The sequence below is a fragment of the Herbihabitans rhizosphaerae genome, from assembly GCF_004216555.1.
In the GTDB taxonomy this organism is placed as follows: Bacteria; Actinomycetota; Actinomycetes; order Mycobacteriales; family Pseudonocardiaceae; genus Herbihabitans; species Herbihabitans rhizosphaerae.
In genome coordinates this window covers 84,032-107,060 of record NZ_SGWQ01000001.1, presented here as the reverse complement: position 1 = coordinate 107,060, position 23,029 = coordinate 84,032, and the positions used below count along the sequence as shown (strand labels likewise).

Genomic DNA, 23,029 nt, shown 5'->3' with positions numbered 1-23,029 from the left:
ATATGGCACCCTGTTCCACGTGGCTCCGATGACCCAGGACGGCCGTGCCGATGGACGGGGCGCGGTGCGCAAGCGTCCCCGGTCCGCGGCACCGCGCGGGTCGGCCGGCACCGTTCGGGTGCGGCGTCTCGGCGAGGAGGAGCGCTACAAACCGGGCGGCCGGCGCACCACCGCCGAACCGTTGGCCGCGTCGTGGAACCCCAAGCCTCCCAAGGGACGCAGGCGCAAGCAGAAGCGCCAGGGCGTCTCCGGTCTGATCGGCACGTACGGCTGGCGGGTGTACGCGCTGCCGATTCTGCTCGTGCTGACCGCGCTGGTGGCCGTGGACATCGCCGGTGACGACTCGCCGGACGCGCGCGCGGCGAACGCGCCGGGCAGCACGGCCCCGGGCGCACCGGGTGACGGGACCGCGCCGTCCTCGACGCAGCTGTCCGAGAAGCCGCCGCCGCCGCTGGACGTGAACATCCCGACCGCCGACCTGCCGCCCGGCGGCGACTTCACCCAGGTGGGTGCCAACACGTGGCGCGTGGTGCCCGGAACCGGCCCGCGGATCGGCAACGCGGGCAAGCTGTACAAGTACGCGATCGAGATCGAGGACGGCATCGACGTGGCCACCCTCGGTGGTGACGACGGCTTCGCCAAGCTGGTCGACTCGACGCTGGCCGAGCCGCGCGGCTGGGCGCGCAGCGGCCAGGTGTCCGTGCAGCGGGTGGACGGCAACACCAAGCCGGACTTCCGGATCAGCCTCACTACGCCGGGCACGGCGCACCGGGACAACCTGTGCGGCCACCGGATCCAGTACGAGTCGTCCTGCTACAACCGCGTGGACGACCGCGTGGTGATCAACCTGGCCCGCTGGGTGCGCGGCGCGCTGGCGTTCAGCGGCGACCAGCTCGGGTACAAGCAGTACGCGATCAACCACGAGGTGGGCCACGCGTTCGGGCAGGGGCACCTCGGCTGCGGCAACAACGGCGCGCTGGCCCCGGTGATGATGCAGCAGACCTTCGGCGTGGCCAACAACTACGTGGCGCTGCTGAACCAGGTGGAGCCGAGCAACAAGGACAAGGTCAAGGCGGACGGCAAGGTGTGCAAGCCGAACGCCTGGCCCAATCCCACGGGTAGCTAGGACGATTGTGTCCACATCGCGGGACCGTGTCTCGCGGTGGAAGACAATGGACCACGAGCACGTTGCCCGAGGTGTCGCCTGCACCTAGAGGAGGAACCGATGTCGCTGCCGCCGCTCGTGGAGCCGGCCGCCGAGCTGACCAAGGACGAGGTGGTCCGCTACAGCCGGCACCTGATCATTCCGGACGTCGGGGTCGACGGCCAGAAGCGGCTCAAGAACGCCAAGGTGCTGGTGGTCGGGGCCGGCGGGCTCGGCAGCCCGGCGCTGTTGTACCTGGCCGCCGCCGGTGTCGGCACGCTCGGCATCGTGGACTTCGACGTGGTCGACGAGTCCAACCTGCAGCGCCAGATCATCCACGGCGTGTCCGACGTGGACAAGCCGAAGGCGGTGTCGGCCAAGGAGTCGATCGCCGAGATCAACCCGTACGTGACGGTGAACCTGCACCAGGAGCACCTGAACTCGGAAAACGCGCTGGACATCTTCCGCGACTACGACCTGATCCTGGACGGCACGGACAACTTCGCCACCCGGTACCTGGTCAACGACGCGGCCGTGCTGCTCGGCAAGCCGTACGTGTGGGGCTCGATCTTCCGGTTCGAGGGCCAGGTGAGCGTGTTCTGGGAGGACGCGCCGGACGGCAAGGGCCTGAACTACCGCGATCTCTACCCGGAGCCGCCGCCGCCCGGCATGGTGCCGTCGTGCGCCGAGGGCGGCGTGCTCGGCGTGCTGTGCGCGTCGATCGGCTCGATCATGGTCACCGAGGCGATCAAGCTGCTGACCGGCATCGGCGAGCCGCTGCTCGGCCGGCTGATGGTGTACGACGCGCTGGAGATGACCTACCGCACGGTCAAGATCCGCAAGGACCCCGAGGGCGAGAAGATCACCGAGCTGATCGACTACGAGGCGTTCTGCGGTGTGGTGTCCCAGGACGCGCAGCAGGCCGCGGCCGGTTCGACGATCACCGTGCAGGACCTCAAGGCGAAGATCGACTCGGGTGAGGACTTCCAGCTGATCGACGTCCGGGAGCCGCACGAGTACGAGATCGTCAAGATCCCCGGCTCGGTGCTGATCCCGAAGGACCGCATCCTGTCGGGTGAGGCGCTGTCCGAGTTGCCGCAGGACAAGCCGATCGTGCTGCACTGCAAGTCGGGCGGCCGGTCGGCGGAGGCACTCGCCGCGCTGCACAAGGCGGGCTTCTCCGACGCGGTGCACGTCGGCGGCGGTGTGCTCGGCTGGGCCCGCGACATCGACCCCAGCCTGCCCACCTACTAGCTGGGAGTCCAGGCAGGTTGGTCAGCCGGCTGATCGGTGGTACCGACTGGCGGCCCAGGCGGCGATCTGGGCTCGGCTGGTGAAATCCAGCTTGGTCAGGGTGTTCCGGACGTGGGTGTCGACAGTGCGCAGCGAGATCACCAGCCGGGTGGCGATCTGCCGGTTCGTCATGCCCTTGGCGACCAGTTCGGCGATTTCCACCTCGCGCTTGCTGAGCGGGGAGAGCTCGTCCGGATCGGCCACGTCCTCGGCGTGTTCGTCGAGCGCGTAACGGATGGCCGCGTCCTCGGCCATCGCCCGGCCGATCGCGAAGGCTCTGTCGAAGCGCGCGTCCCCCAGCGCCTCGCGGGTCGATTTGAGGTACTTGCGGTGCGGGACGGAGGCGGCGACCTCCGGCACGTAGCCGATTGCGTCCCACTTCGTTGCCGCGATGCCGAACAGGGTCGCGGCGCGCAGGTGGTTGCCCTGACGGTCGGCCACCCAGGCCAACGCGTCGATACGGTACGTCACGGCGGCCTGAGCTCCGACCTGCAAGTCAAGGCGCAACGCCTCCTGCCCGTAGCGGGTGGCGGCATCGACATCACCGCCGAAGCGGACCTCCACTATCAACAGCCCGAAATAGGCCGTCGCCTGCTGGCAGGCGGCACCGACGTGGGTCGCCAAGGACAGCATCCGATGCAGCGCACGTCGCGCGGCCTCCGGGTCGCCCTCATAAGCCGTGCTGATGCCTTGCGTGAGCAGCGAGGGCAGTTCCCGCCGGATGATGCCGTGCCGGCGAAACGTCGCAGCCGCGGACCCGGCCAGCGCGGCCGTGCCTGCTCGAAGCCGCAACATCGACTCCCTCGCACGGACGTAGGTGATGTAGCCGTCAAGGACGTCGTCGTCACTGGCCGCCGCGAGTTCGGCCGCCACCGTCAACCGCTCGTCGGTGTCGTCGAGCTTGGTCAGCCACATGGAGTACAGCGCGGCGACCGTGACCGCGAACGGACGGTTCGGATGGTCGGCTGGCGCCGCGGCGAGCGCGCGGTCCAGCCAGAGCTGTGCCTCCGCGCTGAGCCCGCGAACCTCGGCCCAGTACTCGTCGAGCCGGCAGGCCATCCGCAAGGCGACTCCGGCTTCACCAGGGTGGGCGAGTGACCAGCCCAGCGCGGCCCGGATGTTCGCGTGGTCGGCGCGCAACCTGGCTGCCCACTCGACTTGCTTCGGGCTGACCCACTCCGCGTCGGCCGTGGCGGTCAGCTGGTCGAACCAGTCACGGTGCCTGCGCGCGACCCGCTCCTCGTCACCGCGCTCAGCCAGTCGCTCCCGCCCGTACTCGCGCAGTGTTTCCAGCATCCGGTAGCGAACCCGGTCCGCACCGTCCTCGCGTTGCAGCACGGACTTGTCCAGCAGGCCGTCGATGATGTCGAGCACGTCCCCGTCGACATCCGGGCCGGCGCACACCGCCGCGGCGGCGTTGATGTCGAAGGTGCCCGCGAAGACCGATGCCTGCGCCCACACCGCCTGCTCGGCGGGACTGCACAGCTCAAAGCTCCACTCGATGGTGTCGCGCAGGGTCTGCTGACGTTCCGGCGCGGTCCGTGCTCCGCTGGTCAGCAGCGTGAGCCGGCTGGAAAGGCGCTTGGCGATCTGCCCGGGCGACAGCGAACGGATCCGCGCCGCGGCCAGCTCGATGGCCAGCGGCAGCCCGTCCAGTCGCTCCGCTATCCGCCGCAGGTCCGCTTCGTTGTCCGCGGTCCGCTCGAACGCGGGCGCCACCGCGCGCGCCCGATCGACGAACAGGTTGACCGCGTCTCCGGAAATCTCCAGTGGCGCGAGTGGCAGAATCCGCTCGCCGGCGACGCCCAGTGACTGTCTGCCGGTGGCCAGCACCACGACCTCCGGGCAGTCGGCGATGACCGCGAAGGCGAAGGCGGCGCAGGCCTCCACCAAGTGCTCGCAGTTGTCCAGCACCAGCAAGATCCGCCGCTCGCGCAGGAACTCCAGCACTGACTGCAGGGTGGGTCGATCGGACTGGTCGTGCAGGCCGAGCCGGTCGGCCACCAGAGTGGCCAGCAGAGCGTCGTCGCGCAGCTCGGCCAGTCCGACGAACACCACGCCATCGCCGAACGCCCGCATCACCTGGTCCATGACCTGACCGGCCAACCGCGTCTTGCCGACCCCGCCCGGACCGGTCAGCATCACCAGCCGATTGTCTCCGATCAGCCGACGAAGCTCGGCGACCTCCTCCCGCCGGCCAACGAAGCTGGTCCACTGGCCATGAACCACCGCCGGCGGTTGGCCGCTCACCGACAACCCCGCTCACCTCGCACGCCCGGCTGGACACCATCCAGCGTCCCGGCACTCCTCGGCCGGGATGCCGCGCGCTCACTCTAGCCCGGTTGGCGTAACGGTGCCCGGGGGTCGCGCTGCTCAAGGACGTGGATTGGGTGTATGGCGGCGGTAAGCGTGGTGTGGAGGCGGTCGTTGTCCAGACATGGTGGACAACGCGGCGAACTTCGCGCTCGGCGGTCAGGCCAGCGCTGTGGCGACCAGCCCGGCCACCGCGTTGTCCCGCAGCATGCCGAGATGGGTCACACCGGCGACTTCGATGTTGTTCAGCCCCGGCAGCACCGTGCTGTTGGCCGGCATGACGACGCCGTCGGACGGTGACCAGATGGTGGTGCCGCTGACGCCCGGCGGCAGCGACGCACCCGCGTTGAGCCGCTCGAGGAATTCCGAGCCGGGAATCATCTCGCGAGCGGTGATCAACACCGACCCGAGGCCCGCGTTGGCGCTGCCGTTGTTCGGACCGGCCAGCGAAACCCAGTCGTCGACCTTGCCGGCGCAGCCGGTGTACTTGACGCAGTAGCGACTGTTCAGGCTGCCCATCGAGTGGCCGACCACGTCCACTTTGGACGCACCGGTTGCGGCGAGCACCTCGTCGACCTTGGCCGCGAACTTCTCCGATGTGGTGACGTTGGACTGCGAGGTCGAGTTGTAGCCGAAGGTGATGAGCTGGTCGTCGGTGTAGCCGGACGCCTTCAGCTTGCTCTTGAGCGTGTCCCAGTTCGACGGACTGCCGAACATCCCGTGGACCAGGATCACCGGGTCCTTACCGTTGACGCCCGGCGACGCGGCGGCCGTGAAGAACGTGGCCTGAAATCCGACCGCCGCGGCGCTGAGACCAACGACCACGCCGACAACCGCGACGATCCGCTGGCCCCTTTACGGTTGAGGCGCGATTGTCTAGTTCTCTCGACTCCTCATCAAGCGGCCCGTTCGCTTCAGGCTCAGCGGTTCAGGCTGCTCATGGGCGTCGATCGCAGTCGTAGAGGGTCATGCCTCGGTGGCCGCGGACGTAGTCGGGTGGTGCCACGGTCGCGCAGTTGGTGCTGAGCCAGGCGGCGCGGGCGGCGTACGGGCTTGGTCCTCCGGCGGCGGGTGCGTGGAGGACGTATCGGAGGGTGCGGTCGCGCACCAGGTCGGCGAGTTCGGAGATGGTGGGTGCGGGATCGCGCGCGGTGAAGCCGCCCATGGGCAGGACGGGATGGCCGGCGGCGAGGTAGGGCGCGGCGGTGCTGGCGTCTCCGGCGGCGAACAGGTAGGTCCGGCCGCCGCGTCGGGCGGTGAGGTATTCGAGCAGTGTGGGTTCGGTGACCGGACTGGGCAGTGGGTCGGGCATGGTGCGCACGCTGCCGGGTGGCATGCCGAACATCATGGCGACGATGTCGCGCGGGTCGCGGTCGCCGAAACGGACCTCGGTGATCGGTGGGCCGGCGACCGGGTTGGTGGTGGCCATGAGATCGCCATCCGCGTCCGGGGTGCTCAGTAGCCAGACAACGGGTGCCAGCAGAGTGGTGGTCGCGCCGGCCGCGGCGAGGACGGCCAGCGCTCGGGGTCCGGCGATCGCGGCGGCGATGGCGATCACGGCGGCGATGCCGACGGCGATGCGGAGCCAGGGCATGACGTCGGGGGTCCGGGACAGCACGAACAGCGCGAGTACTCCGGTCATGACGATCACGGCCGGCAGCGTCCAGCGATCGCGAGCTCGCCAGGCGGTCGCGACGCCCAGGCCGGCCAGCGCCGCGATCGCGGGTGCGAGCAGCACGGCGTAGTAGGGATGGATTCCGCGCGCCGCGCTGAGCGCGATCGCCACGCTGACGAACCAGCCTGCCCACAGGCAGTACGCCGCCCGGTGCCCACGATCCCGCCATCCGACGAGCAGGCCGAGCGCGGCGAGCGGCAGCAGCCAGCCGATCTGCCCGGCGAGTTGATCGTTGAGCAGCCTGCCGAGTCCCGGCGCGCCCCCGTAGGGCAACTCGATCCGCGCGGACTCGCCGGGCAGGCCGCGGCTGAGGCCGTTGTAGCCGAACACCATGTCCCACACCGAATCCCCGCCGTCCACGTGCGGGCGGCCCGGCGTGCCGAATACCGATACGGTGGCCATCCAGCTCAGCGACACGGCGACGGCCGTCCCGAGGAAGCCGCTCAGCCGCGCCAGCCGTGCTCGCGACGAACCCGGCGCGCCGATCGCGTAGGCGAGCAGGAACGCCGGCACGACGACGAACGCCGCGAGCATCTTGACCTGGAAGGCCAGCCCGATCGTGACGCCGGCGGCGAGCGGCCACCGCCACCGGCCGTCCTCGAGCGCGCGCTGCCACGTGTACGCGGCAGCGGCCAGGAGGCACACCAGGTAGATGTCCGGCAGGTTCACCCGCGCCGTCGCGAACAGGACCGGAGTGACCGCGAGGGCGACGCCGGCGATCGCTCCCGCCAACAGACCCGACGCGCGCCGTACCGCCGCGAAGACCAGCAGCACGGTCGCGGCCGCCGCGAGGAGTCCGGGTACGAGGAGCGCCGGCTCGGAGAAGCCGAACAGCCGGGCGGAGAGTGCCTGCACCCACATCGCGCCGGGGAGCTTGTCCACGGTGATGAACGGGCCGGGATCCAGAGCGCCCGTGGCGAACGCGAACCAGTCGTCGCTCATCGAGCGAACCGCCGCCGAGTAGTAGTAATGCGTCCCGCCGTTGGCCAGCCCCCACCAGCACAGCGCGACGGCGACCAGGCCAAGGCCCACGGGGACCGCGCGAGTCCGATACGACATTCCGTAGTACTACCATGTGTCGTAACGAGCTCCGCGCTCGACCGTGGGTAGGCTCCGAGCCGGCGTTCGGCGAGTGTCGGGAGGAACGGGTGAGCGGATTCGGCGACCTGGAGCGCGCCGTCATGGAGGTGCTGTGGTCGCGGCCCCACCCGTCGACCGTGCGCGACGTCGCCGATCGCCTCGCGGACCGCAATCTCGCCTACACCACGGTAATGACCGTCCTGGACCGGTTGCAGAAGAAGGGCGTCGTGCGGCGGCAGCGGGTCGGCCGGGCCTGGCAGTACCTGCCGGCGGACAGCAAGGACGCCTACGTCACCCAGTTGATCTTCGACGCGCTGGACTTCACCGGTGATCGGGACGCGGTGCTCGCGCGGTTCGCGCGGTCGGTCTCCCCGGCCGAGGCGGAGGTCCTGCGAGCCGCGCTCGACCAGGCGGCCGAACGGAACGAGAAACGTCGGTGAGCGCGGTCCTGCACCTGCTGCTCGCCGTGGTGCTGTGCCTGGTGGCAATCCCGATGCTGGCGCGCGCGGCCTGGCCGGCACGGTCGCCGAGGACAGCGGTTCTGCTGTGGCAGGCGATCGCTGTGACCCTGCCGCTGAGCGTCGCCGGGTCGCTGATCGCCTACGGCACCGCACCGCACGCCGGGTCACGGGTCGACCTGCTCGTGGCGATCGCCGGGGATCTGGCATCCGCCACGCCGACCAGGACCGTGGACGCCTGGCACCTGCTCGCGGTGCTCGGCGGCACCGCGATCGTCGTCGCGCTGCCGTTGGCCGCTCTGCTCACCTGGATCCCGCTGGCGCGGGTCCGGCGCAGGCACCGCGACCTGCTCGACCTCGTCACCAGCACCGACCCGGCGGCACCCGGAGCGGCGATCCTCGATCATCCCGTCCCGGTCGTGTACTGCGTGCCCGGCCGTCGTTCCCGCGTGGTGATCAGCACGGGTGCCCTGCGGCAACTCGACACGCACCAGGTCCGCGCCGTGCTCGCCCACGAGCGTGCGCACGCCACCGGCCGGCACCACCTGGTGCTGCTGCAGTTCGCGTCCCTGCGTCGACTGCTCGGCACGGCCGGCGCGCAGGTCGGCGCACTGCTGGAAATGTGCGCCGACGACCACGCCAGCAGGGTCGCGCCACGCACCGCGCTGGCCACCGCGCTCGTGCAACTCAGCGCGCCGGCACCGCGAGGCGCACTCGGCGTCGGCGAGCACGCCGTACGCGAACGGGTCACCCGTCTCGCCGACCCGACCGCACCGGTGCCGCTGACCGCCCGGCTACTCGGCCTGCTTACCGGCATCACGCTGATCGCGACGCCCGTGAGCTTCGCGGCCTACGAACTGAGCGCCTGGCTCTGACCGCAGGGCCCTCACAGATGCGCGAGGCGGCGACGGCCATCTCGATTCCGGCGCGGGTGAGCGTGGAGTCCACGGCCGCGGCGATGTCGCGGCGAGTGGGTGCGTACCGCACGGCACCTTCGAGCACGTTAGTGTTTTTCGTCAGCTACCGGCGAGCGAAATAGCGGTATTCGCGCGACATCGGCCCAGGATGATAAAAGGCGCCATCCGACATCGTCCTCGATGGCCAAAAATCATCGCGACGGAAGCGCAGGTCACGCCGCATATTCGGGGCAAAGAATCGCGCACATTCGGACGAGTATGACACTTATCTTCGTGACAAGTCTTCGACGGCGGTTGCGCCTCACGTGATTCTTGGATCTACGTATCGCCTACGTATTTCAGCTGATACCGGACCCGTGTGCCTCGTGTAACGCTGAGTTGCCCTGGCGCAGATCGGGAAGGAATTGACACATGCGGTTGCGTATTTTGGGTTCGGCTGCCGGCCTGCTGGCCGCGCTGCTGGCTCCGCTCGTCGGTACCGCGGGTACGGCGAATGCCGCCCAGTCAGCGGATGCCGTCCAGTCGGCGGATGTCGTCCAGTCGGCGGATGTCGTCCAGCCGTTGATCATCGGCGGTAAACCGGCATCGGAGGACTATTCCTTTTACACCAAGCTGTTCGAGAACGGGAAATTCCGCTGCGGCGCGGCGTTGATCGCCCCGCAATGGCTGGCCACCGCCAAGCACTGCATCGTGAAGGCCCATCCGAACTCGGTACGGGTCGGCGGCGGCACGCTGACCACCGGTGAGGAAATCCCGGTCGAACAGGCCATTCCCGGGCCGGGCGGGAACGACGCGATACTCGGCGCCGATTTCGGGCTGATCAAACTGGCGAAGCCATCGACCTCCACCCCGATCGGCATCACCACCGCGTCGCTGGGGACCGGCGTATCGGTCCGGATCGTCGGGCACGGCTTGACCTGCCCTACCCGCGGATGCGGCCAGCCGCCGGAACAGTTGCAGGAGTTGGACACCAAGCTGGTGACCGGATGTCTGTTGCAGGACGCCAACTCCGAGCTGTGCGTCGGTGATCCGAGTGGCAAGGGCGCCTGCTTCGGCGACTCCGGCGGCCCGCTGGTGACCAAGGTCAACGGCCGCTGGGAGCTGGGCGGCACCACCAGCCGGCTCGGCGGGCTGGTCCCGCAATGCGCGGTGGCCCCTTCGGTGTACAACAAGGTGCTCCACTACAAGTCCTGGATCGAGCAGCACACCGGCCCACTCACGACTGGCTAGCGCACGGATCCACGCCGGGACGGCCGGGGCGCACGATGCCCCGGTCGTCCAGGATCTTCTCCAGCAGGCTCGGGTACGCGGGCATGATCCCGTCCGCGCAGCTGTCGATCAGCCCGTTGTAGAGCGCCGCGTCCTCGACCGCCGACCCGCTGATCCACACGTGCACGGCGTACCCGTCGCGGTGCGCCCGCCGCACGAATTCCGGTGTGGCGACGGGAATCCCGTTCATCGCGACCGGCACCTGCAGCGCCACCGTGCCGGCCGGCGGCCGCACTCCGGTGAGCACGTACGCGGCGATCCCGGCCAGTCCCGGCGCGGTCGGCACGCGCGGCACCAGCAGGTGGAACAGGCCCACGGCGGCGTCGTTGAACGAGGTCACGATCAGATCCGTGCGACCGGTCGGCTTGATCAGATCCGCCAGCAGCCGCGCGTTGTGCAGGAACGACGGCACGTCCAGGTCGCTGGTGCCCTTGATCTCGATGTTGATCGGCGTGCTCGGGAACGCGGCCAGCACCTCGCGCAGCGTCGGGATCGCGAAGTCGTCCGCGGTGTACCCGGCCGGCGGCGGCACCGCGCCGGTGCGCACCCCGCGCAGCGGGTAGGACTCCGGCGGCAGCCCGCCGACCGTGCCACGCCCCGGCACGAAGTTGTACCCCGCGTCCAACGCCCGGACCTGGGCCGACGTGAGATCGCGGACCTTGCCGACGCCGTTCGTGGTGGCGTCCACGGTGGCGTTGTGCAGCACCACCAGCTCGTTGTCCTTTGTGGACTGAACGTCCAACTCGATCATGTCGGAACCGAGTGCCGCCGCACGCTCGAACGCGTACATCGTGTTGGTGGGCGCCTCGCGCTCGCCGCCCGAGTGCGCCATGTTCATCACCCGGCTGGCGAGCCACGGATTGCCCCGGCCTGCCTGTGCCGGCGTGGCGAGAACCGCCGCCAGTGTCATGATCGATAACGCGATGAGACCCGTCCTGCGAAACATGTTCGGGGACACTAGCGGGTGTCGGTGGCGTTTCCGTTGCCGTGCGGTGGCCGGTTCACGGTAGCGTGCGCGGCCGTGGGTTCATCTGCAGTACAGCCGCCGCAGCACGTCCTGGCCGCGTTCGGAGCCAAGGACGGCGTGCCCGAGCCGGTCGGGACCGGGCCGGTGTGGCGAGCCGGCGACACCGCGTTCCGCCCGGCGACCAACCCGGCACAGGCGTCCTGGGTGGCGCAGACGCTCGGCGAACTCGAGGTCACCGATCTGCGCGTCGGCCGTCCGCTGCGGTCCAGCGACGGGCGCTACGTGGTCGGCGGCTGGGTGGCGTTCAAGTTCGTCGAGGGCCGGCACGAGCCCCGCTACGACGACATGGTGGCCGCGTCGCTGCGGCTGCACCAGGCCACCGCGGACCTCGACCGGCCGAGGTTTCTCGGCAACGGGGCCGACGTGTTCACCATCGCCGACCGGGTCGCGTGGGACGCCGAGGAGGCGCCGATGGACCCCAAGCTCGGCGGCCGGCTGTTCGACGTGTTCTCCGGATCGTGCCGGCCGGTGCACCAGCCGCTGCAGGTGGTGCACGGCGACCTGTTCGGCAACATGCTGTTCGACGGCGACGAGGCGCCCGGGATCACCGACTTCACCCCGTTCTTCCGCCCGGCGGAGTGGGCGGCCGCGGTGATCGTGGTGGACGCGATCGCCTGGGGCGGTGCCGACGACGGCCTGGTCTCCCGGTGGTCGCACCTGTCGGAGTGGCCGCAGATGGTGTTGCGCGCCTTGCTGTTCCGGCTCGCGGTGCACGCGATGCACCCGCATTCCAACGAGCAGTCGCTGCTCGGGCTGGAGCACGCGGCCAATCGGATTAGCGCGCTGGTGTGAACGTCTTACCGGACGAGGATCTGCTGGCCGGTCTGCGGCGGCGGGTGCACGACGGCGTGCGGGACGCGTTGCGCGGCGCGGACACGGTGGCGCTGGTCAACTTCCCGAACCACGGCAACCCGGGCGACCCGGCGATCTGGTGGGGCACCCGATGCGCGCTGCGCGAGCTCGGCGTGCGCGTCGGCTACCAGTGCGCGTGGGACACCTACTCGCCGGACGCGCTGCGGCGGGCCGTGCCGGACGGCCCGGTGCTGATCAACGGCGGCGGCAACTTCGGCGACCTGTACGCGGGCCAGCAGGGCCTGCGCGAACGGCTGCTCGCCGAGCTGCGCGGCCGGCGCATCGTGCAGCTTCCGCAGAGTGTCCACTTCGGACAGACGGAGAACCTGGACCGGGTGCGCCGGCTGATCGCGTCGCACGGCGATGTGGCGCTGCTCGTGCGCGAGCAGCGCAGCGAGAAGATCGCCCGTGACGCGTTCGACGCCGAGGTGGCACTGGTGCCGGACATGGCGTTCGCCCTGCCCCGGCTTGATCGCCCGACGACTCCTCACCTTGATCTTGTGTGGCTGCACCGGCGTGAAGGTGATCCCGAGTACGTGTCGCACGGCGGCCCGCCGGACGGGGTGCGCACCCTTGACGTGGAGTGGTTGCACCTGCTCGACCCGGAGCCGCCCTGGCTGCTGTCGCACCGGCTCGCCCGCCGAGCGAACACCCTGCTCCGAGTGCGTGCCCGCTGGGCGTGGCGCCCGTTCGGGGCGACGTTCGTGCCGCTGTCGAAGGGCTGGGTGCGACGCGGTCTGCATGTGCTCTCGTCCGGCCGGGTCGTGGTCACCGACAAGCTGCACGGCCACCTGCTGGCGCTGCTCGCCGGGATCCCGCATGTGGTGCTGGACAACGGATACGGCAAGGTGCGCGCCACCTACGAGACCTGGACGAGCCCGAGCACCCTGGCGCACTGGGCCGACCACGGCGACCAGGCACGGGCGCTCGCGCTGCGCCTGCTCGAGGAGTGACGTGCGCCTGATCATGACGCTGCTGGTGCGCGACGAGATCGACGTGCTGGCCGCTTGCGTGGAGCACCACATCGCGGCCGGCGTGGACCTGATCATCGCGACCGATAACGGCTCGGTGGACGGCACCGCCGAGCTGCTCGCCGAGTACGCCGATGCCGGGGTGGTGGAGCTGCACCACGAGCCGGCCCAGGACTACGAGCAGGGACGCTGGGTGACCAGGATGGCGCGCCGGGCCGCCGAGGCGCACGGCGCCGACTGGGTGATCAACGGCGACGCGGACGAGTTCCACTGGCCGCCGTCGCTCAAGGACGCACTGTCCACTGTGGACTCCGAGTACGGCACGGTCGAGCTGCGCCGGGACAACCTGGTCGCCGATCCGGCCGTCACCGGCGGCTGGCCGCACCGGCTGGTGCTGCGCGACACCGAGTCGCTGTCCACCCGTGGCACCCGCATCGGCCCGAAGTCCGCACACCGGGGTGACCAGAATGTCGTTGTGGCACAAGGGAACCACGGCGTCAGCGGCCCCCTGATCGGCCCGGCCGCGCCGAGGAGCCCGATGGAGATCCTGCACGTGCCGGACCGCTCCTACGAGCAGTTCAGCCGCAAGATCACCAACGGCGGCGCGGCCTACGCGGCGAACACGCGGCTGCCCACCGAGGTCGGCTGGCACTGGCGCGACGACTACGCGCTGCTGCTCGACGGCGAGTTGCCCACCGTGTACGCCGCACGCCAACGCGACGCCGACGCGGTGGCGAAGGGACTTGCCGCCGGCACCCTGGTGCGCGACACCCGGCTGCGTGATCGACTGGAATCCCTTGTCCCACAAGCGATCCTGCCGGACGCGCTGCGCGCGATGCGCTAGGCAGCCGCCTCGTTGATCTGCCGGGCGTGCAGGTGGTGGCGGTGCGCGCCGTCGGCCGCGACGGCGATCATCGCGCGTCCCAGTTGCTCGGTGGTGGTGATCTGGTGCGGCGCAAGCCTTCTGAGCAACGGGTACAGCGGGACGGTGACGCGGTACAGGGCCCGGTAGAGGCGGGTCTTGGAGGTGATTCCGTGCAGCGGCTGGATGTATCCGGGCCGGAACAGATAGGTGTTCATCGGCAGGGCGAGCAGGTCGTTCTCGGTCTTGCCCTTGACGCGGGCCCACATGAGCCGGCCCTTCTCGGAACTGTCCGTGCCTTGTCCGGACACGTACACGAAGGTCAGGTCTGGGTTCCAAGTGGACAGTGCGCGCGCCACGCTCAGGGTGAGGTCGTAGGTGATCTTGCGGTACGCCTCTTCGTTCACGCCGGTGGCGGAGACGCCGAGACAGAAGAAGCAGGCGTCGTAGCCGGACAGCTCTTCTTTCGCGCCGGGCCTGTCGACCAATTCCGACAGGTCAGGCAAGGTGATCTCGCGCAGCTTCGCGTGCTCGCGCCCGACCTTCGTGCGCCCGACGACCAGGACCTCGCGCACCCGCTCGTCGCGCAGACACTCGCGCAGCACTCCCTGGCCGACCATGCCGGTCGCCCCGAAGATGATCACCTTCATTCGCTCACCTCTCGATCAATGTAGCCGTCGAGGAAGGTGTCGCGGGTCTCCGAGGCGGCGTGCGGCGACCAGAGCGCGTGCAGCGGCACGTGCACCGGCGGATCGAGGTCGATCACCCGCACCCGCCCATTCGCCGCCGAACCGGCCTCGGCGGTGACGAACGCGATCCGGTCCGAGCCGATCACCGCGGTCACCGGCGGCGCACCCTGCGTCGAGTTGACCTCGTAGTCCGGTTCGAACCCTGCCGCGCGACAGTGATCGAACAACAAATCGGTGTACCCGGACCGCCCCGGCGGCCCCCACACGATGAACGACTCGCCGGCCAGATCCGCCAGCGCGACCGTGGTCCGCGACGCCAACGGATGCCCGTTCGCCACCGCGATCCGCAGCCGATTCTGCGACACCGTCGTGCGCGTCAGACCGTGCTCCGGCCGCATGCCCCGGCTCAGCCCCACGTCCAGCCGCCCGTCACGCAACCGCTCGATCAGCTCGTCCGGAAAGCACTGGTAGATCGTGGTTCGCGCGTCAGCCGAAGCGACGAGCAGCGCGCTGACCTCGTCCGCCGTGACCGCCGGCGTGTGCCCGATCCGCAGCGTCTCCGCCTCACCGCGCCCGATCCGCCGGGCACGGCCCACCGCCGACCGAGCCAGACCGTGCAACACGTGCGCGTCCTCGATCAGCGCCCGGCCGGCCGGCAGCGGCACCACGCTCGCGCCGCTCCGGTCCAGCAGGCGCACGCCGACCTCGCGCTCGAGTGCGCGGATCGACGTGCTCAACGCCTGCTGGGACAGGTGCAGCCGCGCGGCTGCACGCGTGAAGCTGCCCTCCTCGGCGACGGCGACCAGGTGGCCCAGCTTGCGAAGGTCCAGCTCCATGCGGTCGATTGTCACCGAGTCGTGTAGCCGCCGTTGGGGAAGACGGTCTGACCGGTCATCCACCAGCCGTCCGTGGCCAGGAACGTGATGATCGGGACGATGTCCTCGATCTTCGTGAGCTGGTTGCCCATGGCCTGCGACTTGTGGAACTCCACTCGTTCGGGTGTTTCCTGTCCGTAGAAGAACGGCGTGTCCATCGGGCCCGGCGCCACCATGGTCACCGAGATCATCCGGTCCGCGAACTCCTTGGCCGCCGCGCGGGTGAAGTGCTCCAACGGCGACTTGCCGCCCGCGTAGGTGGAGTACCCGTCGGTGAACGCGTTCAGCAGCGACGTGCCGAGGCTGATGATCTTGCCGCCGTCGTTGAGCCGCCGTCCGGCCTCCTGGATGAAGAAGTACGCGGCCTTCGCGTTGATCGCGAACATGCCGTCGTAGTCCTCCTCTGTGGTCTCCAGGATCGGCTTGCGCAGCACCCGGCCGGTCGTGTTGACCGCGATGTCGACCCCGCCGAACGTGTCCACCGCCGTGTCGAACAGCCGCCGCACCTCGGCGACCTCCGTGAGATCGCCCCGCACCGAGACGGCCTCGGACCCGGCGTCCCGCACCGCCTTGACGGTGTTCTCGGCGTCGGACGCGGAGCCGTCGCCGTGGTAGTGCACGACCACCTTCGCGCCGGCTTCGGCCACTGTGGTGGCGAGCAGCCCGCCGAGGTTCTTCGCGCCGCCGCCGATCACGACGACCTTGTCCTTCAATCCGTGTTCAGTCATGAACTCGACGGTAGAAGTCGTTGCGGCGCAACGGAAACACGAGTTGTTGGTGAGCCTACAAGCGGTGCTGATACCCGCAGGTCACCAGGACACGGGCCCGTCGTCGTCGAAGAATCCGCCGGTCGGTCCGTCGTCGGCGAGGGTGGCAAGGCGGACCGCGATCTCGGCACCCTGCGCCGGTGTGCGGTGCCCCCGGTGGCCGTTGAGGTCGGTGGCGCAGTAGCCCGGGCAGGCCGCGTTCACCAGGACGCCGTCGCCGCGCAGGTGCTTGGCGTACTGCACGGTCAGCGAGTTCAGCGCGGTCTTGGACGGCACGTACGCGCCGGATGCCGGAAGCTGGGCGAGTTCGCCGTCCATGGCGCCGGCCAGCGATCCGACGCTGCTGGACATGTTCACGATGCGCGGAGCACTCGACCGCCGCAGCAGCGGAATCATCGCGTTGGTCACCCGCGCTACGCCGAACACGTTGGTGTCGAAGACTTTCCGGACGACGTCGAGGTCCGTCGTGTCGATCGGGACGCCCCACCCTTCGGCGATCCCGGCGTTGTTGATCAGCACGTCGAGCCGGCCGTGTCGCTCCTCGACGAGCTTGGCCGCCGCGTCGACGGAGTCCTGGTCGGTCACGTCGAGCTGGATCTCGCCGTTCCGGGGAGTGCGAGCCGTGCCCAGTACGGTCATGCCCCGGCTTGTGAGTGCCGAGGCGATCTCGGCGCCGATTCCCTTGTTCGCCCCGGTGACCAGGGCGATCGTGTTCGTGGTCATGATCCAAGCTCACCAGCGGATTCGCGGGAACTCCAGGACCGATAACGGCACCATTGATACTCTCGCTGTATGGATCGTCTCGAAACGCGGGAGTTGCACTACTTCGTCGCGGTCGCCGAGGAGCTGCACTTCGGCCGCGCAGCGCGGCGGATCGGCATCGCGCAGCCGCCGTTGTCCAGGGCGATCCGGCAGCTCGAACGGCGGCTCGGCGTGCGGCTGCTGGACCGCACCAGCCGCAAAGTCGAGCTGACGCCGGCCGGCGCGACCCTGTTGCACGAAGGGCGCAAGGCGCTCGAAGCGGTGGCGGCGGCCGGCCGCCGCGCGCGGCGCATGGGACGGGACGAGCCCCGGCTCGTCGTGGTCACGAAGCCCGGCGGTGACGGCGGCATGCTGCCGGACATCCTCGACGCGTACGCCCGCGAACCCGGCGCGCTCCCGGTCGAGCCGGTGCTGTGCGGGGTGGGGGAGCAGGCCGCGTTGCTGCGTGACGGGCGGGCCGACGTCGGGCTGTTGCACCGGCCCTACGACGACATGAGCGGGTTCGACACCGAGGACCTGCGGATCGAGCGGCCGGTGCTGATCGTGCCGCGCCAACACCGGCTGGCCGGCCGCGAGTCGGTGCGGATGCGTGATCTGGAGGGCGAGCCGATGCCGCGCTGGCCCAACATGCCGGACGACGGGTCGGACCGTCCGCTGGTGCGCGACGCCGCGCAGCTCCTCGGGTTGATCACGCTCGGCCGGGTGGTGGCGGTGCTGCCCGAGTCGGCCCAGACGGATCTGAACAGAGAGCTGGTCGCCGTGCCGGTGAGCGACGGCCAGAGCAGCACGATCGTGGTCGCCTGGCCGGAGCGCAGCTCGTCGCTGGCGGTCGCCGCGTTCGTGCGCGCCGCGGTGGCCGTTGCCGAGTCCACTGTGGACGATCACGAGCCGAGCGTGGCGACGATCTCGGCCAGCGTGTCGGTGAGTTCCAGCAGGGCTTCTCGCGCGTAGACGACACGGATGCTCATCCTCGGTCGTTCCACGGACAGCTCGATCCCCTTCAGAAAGCGGCGGACGCCGAGCCTTTTGCTTGCCGTACAACGGATGCCACCCTGGGATCGACACGTTGTCGAGGTTTTCGACGGCGTGGCACAGCGCCCGTGTGGCGGCGCTGTCGAGCAAAATCGAGTAGGTGTCGATCGCCCCCGGATGGATCAGTAGCTGCCGGCGGTCGTCGGTCAGGTCGAACAGGGTCGTGCAGCGCAAGTCGTTGTGCTTGCGGCCAGTCACGCACCAGCGGTGCGCGTATCCGGTCGGCGCGGCGACCCGAGGGGCGGCGGTCATTGATCACTCCACAGTGGACGGTCGGACTAGGTCGCACCTAAATGTTCATATGGACAGTCCTGACCTGGCCCGTAGCGCAGGACATTCCTGACCGGGAAACCCGTTCAGGAGTGCCCACATGCGATCATTCGGCTACGGCATGTGACCGAGGGGAGTTCCATGAGTGGGCAAGGGGCGGTGCCGTTCCGCAGGCGGCGGTTCGGCAAGAAGTTGCGCGAAATGCGTGAGGCGGCGAACAAGACGCTCGAGGAGGCCGCCGAGTACCTCGATATGAGCAGGAGCGCGCTACAACGGTGGGAGAGCGACGAGACGCAGCCGAATATCAACGTCGTGCGGTCGATGATGGATCTCTACGACTGCAGGCTGCCGAACATTCTCGAAGAGGTGCGTGCGGTGCGGCAGGCCCAGGGCGGAGGGCTGGGCTACGTCGATGCTGAGGAAGAAGCCGATGCCACGGATCAGCTGCACCTGTTGTACGTGCCTGGCTTGCTGCAGACCGAGTCCTACATGCGGGCATTGTTCGCCCTTGCCTTCCCGCCCTACAGCCCAGAGGAGATTGATGTACAAATCGTCAAACGGCTGAAACGTCCAGATCGGCTGGTCAGTGTCGAGCGCCCGTTGGAGTTGGTGGCGCTCATTGACGAGACCGCTCTGCGCATCCCCATGGGTGGGCCTGAGGTGATGGGCGAACAGCTTCGGCACATCGTGACGATGGCGAGCTTGTCCACGATCACCGTGCAAGTCATTCCGCTCGCGCGCGGCGGCCACAGTGGTATGCGCTCCGACTTCTCATTGCTCAAGTACCCGTACCCGGACTGCCCTGAGATCCTGTTTGCGCCGATCGTCAACAATGCCAAGCTCGAATACAAGGAAGAGGCGATCCGCGATGCGCGTCGTCTGTTCGACCACGTGCGCACGCAGGCTCTCGGGCCGGACGAATCGGTAGAATTGATCACACAACTGGCCGATGATCTGTACGGCGCGTGATGAGAAGGCGCCCACCGTTGCAAGAATCCTTGTGGGCCAACGTTTTCCGTTCCTGGCGGCGCGTTCGCGCAGCTCACATCGGCACTGCGGTGTTCGGCCCACCGAGCAGGCTGAGCAGGTACCACGCGTACAACTGCAGCGCGTTGAACTGCTGCTCGCCGCTGGAGTCCACCAGCGCGAACCCGATTCCCAGCAGCACGACCGACATGACTATTGCGGCGACGTTCAGCGCGACTGGCCGCAGCAGCACGCAGGCCACGAGCGCGAACGGCAGGCCGCCGCCGAGATAGCCGAGCGTGATCTGCGCGCTGGTCGAGAACTCGGCGCCGAATGTCACCGTGGCGGCGTATCCCCAGCCGGCAAGCCCGGCCACGCCGACCACGATCATCCACAGCACGCCCGCGCGCACGTTGCCGCCGAGCCAGGACACGCCGTCGGTCGCGCCCGCGATGAACGCCAGCGCGCCGAACAGCGCGGCCACCAGGAGCAGCGCGAGCAACACCGTCGCGACGGTGAGCCCGAGGAACGGGAACAGCGGATCGCGGACCTTGGGCGCGATCAACGCCGCGACCGTGCCCATCATCAGTGAGCCGGCCAACCAGACCGACAGAACTTGCGTGAGAGCCCCGCGTCGTGGCACGTGATCACGCTATCGGGCAACCCGATCGCGGCCAAGGAACCCACAGATTCGAGCCGCGAGTGTGATCCCATCGCCGTCCGCAGCCCAACGTGCACCACCTTCACGTTCTCCGCGACTTGTTGATCTCGTCTGACCTGCGCTTTCCTCGTGGCTCGAGGACTTTAGCGGGCTAAAGTACGCCGAACATGAATGGAACGGTCGTTAAGTTTCGGACATCGGGGCGTGGCTCGGCGGCGGTTGGTGCGGGGGCTGTTCGTGGAGGGAATAATTGAGGGTTCAACAACATTGAGGGTGGCGTACGGTCGTCACACCGGCGGCCATCGAGCTCGAGGAGGCCAAAATGCCTGCTGTCACGGCTGACACGCTGACCTTGCCCCGCCTGCCGGAGCTGCCCGCCGCCGAGACCGACTGGCGCCCGGTTCGCGGCGTGGTCAAGGCGCAGAAATTCCTTGAGGGAGAGGGGTTTCAGGTCCGCAGGCCGTTCCCCAGCCTGGACCTGGACGACGCCGACCCGTTCCTGCTGCTCGACCATCTTGGCGCGGTGGAGTACGCGCCCGGGGAGGCCAAGGGCGCGCCCTGGCACCCGCACCGCGGCTTCGAGACCGTCACTTACGTCATCGACGGCGCGGTCGAGCACACCGACTCGATCGGCGGCGGTGGACTGATCACGGACGGCGCCACTCAGTGGATGACCGCAGGTGCTGGGATCCTGCACAACGAGGTGCCACCACAGGACATGGTGGCTAAGGGCGGGTTGTTCCACGCCGCGCAGTTGTGGGTGAACCTGCCGCGCACGCTGAAGCTGGTCACGCCGAGGTATCAGGACATCGAGGCGGGCGACGCGACCCTGCTGTCCAGCGACGACGGCGGCGCGCTGGTGCGGATCATCGCCGGCTCGTTGGACGGGCACGACGGACCGGGCTCGACCTACACGCCGATCACCTACCTGCACGCCACGCTCAGCCCGGGCGCGCGGCTGGCCACGCCGTGGCCGGAGCACTTCAACGCGATGGCGTACGTGCTGTCCGGCTCCGGCACGATCGGCCAGGAACGCCGGCCGCTTCCCGAGGGGCACCTCGGCGTGTTCGGTCAGGGCGGGGCGATCAGCCTGCGCGCCGACGACCGGCAGCCGGCCAACTCGCCGAGCGGGTGGGAGGTGCTGATCGTCGGCGGCCAACCGATCAACGAACCGGTCGCGCGCTACGGGCCGTTCGTGATGAACACCCGCGAGGAGATCGTCACCGCGATCGAGGATTTCCAGGCCGGCCGGCTCGGTCAGATTCCCGCCGAGCACATCGCGCACCGCACCTCGGCCGACGAAGAGGTCTGACGCTCACCAGGAGGACGACGACTACTCGGTCGCCGAGAACGACTCGAAATAGTCGTCGTCGTCCTCCTGTTCTTCCCGAGCGCTGCCCTTCTTCGGCTCGGAGTGCTCGCGCTGCCATTCCTCGGCGCGTTCCCGAGAGCCGGCCGTCTCGTCCCTGAACGCATCGAGCTGTTCTTCGAACTCGTGGCCGATTCTGGCGAGATCGGTGATCGCGTTGTCGCGAAACTGGCGCAGTTCCTGGGAAACCTCGTCCACACTCATTTCGACTCCCGGCTCCGCTCGCTCTTCGTGGCACCGGCTCCCTGGTAGTCCCCCCACTCTGGCATTTTCTCGATGTCGTTCGGGCTGGTGGCGAGTCGTTCGGCGTCGCGGCGCATTTCCACCGCGTCCCAGGCCTTGTCGGCCGCGATCACGGCGCCTTCGCCGAACTTCACCGCCGTCTCGGCCAGCGAGTCGACCGTGCCGACCACTCGTTCCGCCGACTCCTTCCCGACCATCTTCGCGAACTGCATCTCGGTCAGCTTGTTGACCACGTCGCGCAGGAACGTCTCGATGCTGGTCACCAGTTGCCCGATCACCCGGACAGCGTTCTTGGCGTCGTTGGCGGTGAGGAGCTGGCCGATGACCGGGATGAGGCGTTTGAGGCCCTTTATGACGACGCTGAAGAAGCTGTCCCCGACGAGGTTCACGACGACCTTGTTGATTCCGGAAACGAGCCTCTTCGCGGCCATTTCGATCAGCAGCGCGCCGATCTGATATGCCTCGCCGATAATTCGTGCCGAGGCCGCGATGTCGCCGAGCCCAGCGATACGCCGTTCCATGTGCGCGGCGAACGTGTCGGCCGCGCCGCCCTTCCAATGCTGGAGAACCTTGGCGAGGCCCTGTTCCATGTCGGCCTTGACGTGGTCGACCCGGTTTCCGGCGTCCTCGAGCGCGATTCCGGCGCGGTCCAGGATCTGCCAGTCGCACAGGACGTCCGAGATGATGATGGTCAGCGCGCTCTTGTCGGCGGCGACGCTGAGGATCGCGTCGACGATTCCGGTGATGCCGTCGATGTCGCCGGCGACCTCCTCCAACGAGGCCCGCGCCGATTCCGGCTTCGGCAGCTTCGGGTAGTGGTCGAGGGGGTATTTGACCGAGTCGGGCAGCGGCTCTGGGTCACCGGGCCGGTTGGGTTTGAACTTGATCTCGGCGTTTGTCTCGTCCTTGGCGTACTGCCACGCCGACAGGCGCAGCTTCCCCGCGGTATCGCCCAGCGAGAACGCCGCGTTGGAGACGTGCAGGCCGATCTCGCTGCACTCCTTGTCGAGCGCCTCCGCGACCGCGCCGCCGAGAATTCCGGTCAGCGCGTAAACCTGGACGTGGGCGTTGAGGTGGTCCTTCGCCTCGGTGAGCGGGTCGCCGAGCGCGTCCAGCATCTCGGCGTAGCCGCCCAGTTCCTTCGGTTCTACGTCGAATCCCACGCTGCCCTCTCCTCGCGCTGTCAGGTGACAGCGACGGTAGCGAGCGCGGCTTTCAGATCCCTTTCACCGCGTGGATCACACGTTGGGGTGCCACCGGTAGGTGCGCAAGTTGATCTTGTCGCGGTCGGCCAGCACGCCTTCCGTGCGCAGCAGTTCGAGCTGACGGCGGGCGATGTGCGGTGCCGGCGTGCCGTTCGCGCGGAGCACCCGGTACCAGGGGATGTCGTGGCCGTCCTCGGCCAGGATCCGCCCGATCAACCGGGGAGTCGACGCGCCCGCCATGGCCGCGATGTCACCGTAGGTCGCCACCTTGCCCGGCGGGATCGACGCGACGATCTCGCGCACCCGCTCCAGCATCTCCTCGTTCACGT

General features: G+C 68.9%; 23 protein-coding genes. 11 read left to right on the top strand and 12 right to left on the bottom strand.

What is annotated here, in order from left to right; all coding sequences use genetic code 11:
- Positions 1 to 28: 28 nt before the first annotated feature.
- Positions 29 to 1,126 carry a DUF3152 domain-containing protein gene (locus EV193_RS00495; protein ID WP_130342821.1) on the top strand — a complete coding sequence of 366 codons (1,098 nt, stop codon included), beginning with the start codon at positions 29 to 31 and terminating at the stop codon, positions 1,124 to 1,126.
- A gap of 99 nt (positions 1,127 to 1,225) precedes the next feature.
- Positions 1,226 to 2,398 (top strand): adenylyltransferase/sulfurtransferase MoeZ, encoded by a 1,173-nt coding sequence (gene moeZ / locus EV193_RS00490; protein WP_130341935.1) that lies wholly within the window; start codon positions 1,226 to 1,228, stop codon positions 2,396 to 2,398.
- A gap of 21 nt (positions 2,399 to 2,419) precedes the next feature.
- On the opposite strand, the gene EV193_RS00485 is transcribed toward moeZ, so the two are convergent.
- The 3 genes from EV193_RS00485 to EV193_RS00475 form a co-directional block, all read right to left on the bottom strand.
- Entirely contained in the window at positions 2,420 to 4,687 is a 2,268-nt protein-coding gene (locus EV193_RS00485) for an ATP-binding protein (protein ID WP_242613067.1), read from the bottom strand.
- Positions 4,688 to 4,909: 222 nt separating this feature from the next.
- Positions 4,910 to 5,575, bottom strand: coding sequence for an esterase/lipase family protein (locus EV193_RS00480; protein ID WP_130341934.1), 666 nt, complete (start codon positions 5,573 to 5,575; stop codon positions 4,910 to 4,912).
- 112 nt (positions 5,576 to 5,687) lie between these two features.
- On the bottom strand, positions 5,688 to 7,484 hold the full coding sequence (locus tag EV193_RS00475; RefSeq protein ID WP_130341933.1) for a glycosyltransferase family 39 protein: 1,797 nt from the start codon (positions 7,482 to 7,484) through the stop codon (positions 5,688 to 5,690).
- A gap of 89 nt (positions 7,485 to 7,573) precedes the next feature.
- On the opposite strand from EV193_RS00475, the gene EV193_RS00470 reads away from it, so the two are divergent.
- The 3 genes from EV193_RS00470 to EV193_RS00460 all read left to right on the top strand — a co-directional run bounded on the left by EV193_RS00470 (position 7,574) and on the right by EV193_RS00460 (position 10,110).
- Entirely contained in the window at positions 7,574 to 7,945 is a 372-nt protein-coding gene (locus tag EV193_RS00470; protein ID WP_130341932.1) for a BlaI/MecI/CopY family transcriptional regulator, read from the top strand.
- Positions 7,942 to 8,838 (top strand): M56 family metallopeptidase, encoded by an 897-nt coding sequence (locus EV193_RS00465; RefSeq protein WP_130341931.1) that lies wholly within the window; start codon positions 7,942 to 7,944, stop codon positions 8,836 to 8,838. Before EV193_RS00470 ends, EV193_RS00465 begins: the two co-directional genes overlap by 4 nt.
- A gap of 453 nt (positions 8,839 to 9,291) precedes the next feature.
- The gene (locus EV193_RS00460; RefSeq protein WP_130341930.1) at positions 9,292 to 10,110 is read left to right on the top strand and encodes a S1 family peptidase; all 819 of its coding nucleotides are present in this window, start codon (positions 9,292 to 9,294) and stop codon (positions 10,108 to 10,110) included.
- Here the strand turns inward: EV193_RS00460 and EV193_RS00455 are convergent.
- The gene (locus EV193_RS00455) at positions 10,097 to 11,095 is read right to left on the bottom strand and encodes a glycerophosphodiester phosphodiesterase family protein (protein WP_207222446.1); all 999 of its coding nucleotides are present in this window, start codon (positions 11,093 to 11,095) and stop codon (positions 10,097 to 10,099) included. The genes EV193_RS00460 and EV193_RS00455 overlap by 14 nt on opposite strands.
- 75 nt (positions 11,096 to 11,170) lie before the next feature.
- On the opposite strand from EV193_RS00455, the gene EV193_RS00450 reads away from it, so the two are divergent.
- The 3 genes from EV193_RS00450 to EV193_RS00440 are packed head-to-tail and all read left to right on the top strand — an operon-like array spanning position 11,171 to position 13,843.
- The gene (locus EV193_RS00450) at positions 11,171 to 11,968 is read left to right on the top strand and encodes a TIGR02569 family protein (protein ID WP_130341929.1); all 798 of its coding nucleotides are present in this window, start codon (positions 11,171 to 11,173) and stop codon (positions 11,966 to 11,968) included.
- Complete coding sequence (locus EV193_RS00445) at positions 11,965 to 12,981, top strand: polysaccharide pyruvyl transferase family protein (protein WP_130341928.1); 1,017 nt, start codon at positions 11,965 to 11,967, stop codon at positions 12,979 to 12,981. The genes EV193_RS00450 and EV193_RS00445 overlap by 4 nt, the downstream gene beginning before the upstream one ends.
- A 1-nt stretch (position 12,982) precedes the next feature.
- A complete protein-coding gene (locus EV193_RS00440; protein WP_165401157.1) occupies positions 12,983 to 13,843 on the top strand; it encodes a glycosyltransferase family 2 protein in 861 nt (286 codons plus the stop codon).
- Here the strand turns inward: EV193_RS00440 and EV193_RS00435 are convergent.
- The 4 genes from EV193_RS00435 to EV193_RS00420 form a co-directional block, all read right to left on the bottom strand.
- Entirely contained in the window at positions 13,840 to 14,511 is a 672-nt protein-coding gene (locus EV193_RS00435) for a Rossmann-fold NAD(P)-binding domain-containing protein (protein WP_130341926.1), read from the bottom strand. The two genes, EV193_RS00440 and EV193_RS00435, sit on opposite strands and share 4 nt — an antisense overlap.
- Positions 14,508 to 15,386 carry a LysR family transcriptional regulator gene (locus EV193_RS00430; protein ID WP_130341925.1) on the bottom strand — a complete coding sequence of 293 codons (879 nt, stop codon included), beginning with the start codon at positions 15,384 to 15,386 and terminating at the stop codon, positions 14,508 to 14,510. Before EV193_RS00430 ends, EV193_RS00435 begins: the two co-directional genes overlap by 4 nt.
- An 11-nt stretch (positions 15,387 to 15,397) precedes the next feature.
- Positions 15,398 to 16,153, bottom strand: a complete 756-nt coding sequence (locus tag EV193_RS00425) for an SDR family oxidoreductase (protein WP_130341924.1) — start codon at positions 16,151 to 16,153, stop codon at positions 15,398 to 15,400.
- Positions 16,154 to 16,234: 81 nt separating this feature from the next.
- Entirely contained in the window at positions 16,235 to 16,915 is a 681-nt protein-coding gene (locus tag EV193_RS00420; protein WP_130341923.1) for an SDR family oxidoreductase, read from the bottom strand.
- Between the two features lie 69 nt (positions 16,916 to 16,984).
- On the opposite strand from EV193_RS00420, the gene EV193_RS00415 reads away from it, so the two are divergent.
- On the top strand, positions 16,985 to 17,905 hold the full coding sequence (locus EV193_RS00415) for a LysR family transcriptional regulator (RefSeq protein WP_130341922.1): 921 nt from the start codon (positions 16,985 to 16,987) through the stop codon (positions 17,903 to 17,905).
- A gap of 492 nt (positions 17,906 to 18,397) precedes the next feature.
- Positions 18,398 to 19,225, top strand: a complete 828-nt coding sequence (locus tag EV193_RS00410) for a helix-turn-helix domain-containing protein (protein WP_130341921.1) — start codon at positions 18,398 to 18,400, stop codon at positions 19,223 to 19,225.
- A 73-nt stretch (positions 19,226 to 19,298) separates the two neighbouring features.
- Here EV193_RS00410 and EV193_RS00405 read toward each other — a convergent pair whose 3' ends face one another.
- Complete coding sequence (locus EV193_RS00405) at positions 19,299 to 19,865, bottom strand: hypothetical protein (protein WP_130341920.1); 567 nt, start codon at positions 19,863 to 19,865, stop codon at positions 19,299 to 19,301.
- A gap of 340 nt (positions 19,866 to 20,205) precedes the next feature.
- On the opposite strand from EV193_RS00405, the gene EV193_RS00400 reads away from it, so the two are divergent.
- Positions 20,206 to 21,195, top strand: a complete 990-nt coding sequence (locus EV193_RS00400) for a pirin family protein (protein ID WP_130341919.1) — start codon at positions 20,206 to 20,208, stop codon at positions 21,193 to 21,195.
- 21 nt (positions 21,196 to 21,216) lie between these two features.
- Here the strand turns inward: EV193_RS00400 and EV193_RS00395 are convergent, their stop codons facing one another.
- From EV193_RS00395 to EV193_RS00385, 3 genes are all read right to left on the bottom strand, one after another.
- The gene (locus tag EV193_RS00395) at positions 21,217 to 21,456 is read right to left on the bottom strand and encodes a hypothetical protein (protein ID WP_130341918.1); all 240 of its coding nucleotides are present in this window, start codon (positions 21,454 to 21,456) and stop codon (positions 21,217 to 21,219) included.
- On the bottom strand, positions 21,453 to 22,658 hold the full coding sequence (locus tag EV193_RS00390; protein ID WP_130341917.1) for a WXG100 family type VII secretion target: 1,206 nt from the start codon (positions 22,656 to 22,658) through the stop codon (positions 21,453 to 21,455). The genes EV193_RS00395 and EV193_RS00390 overlap by 4 nt, the downstream gene beginning before the upstream one ends.
- Positions 22,659 to 22,733: 75 nt before the next feature.
- Positions 22,734 to 23,027 carry an MGMT family protein gene (locus tag EV193_RS00385; RefSeq protein WP_207222445.1) on the bottom strand — a complete coding sequence of 98 codons (294 nt, stop codon included), beginning with the start codon at positions 23,025 to 23,027 and terminating at the stop codon, positions 22,734 to 22,736.
- Between the last annotated feature and the right edge of the window lie 2 nt (positions 23,028 to 23,029).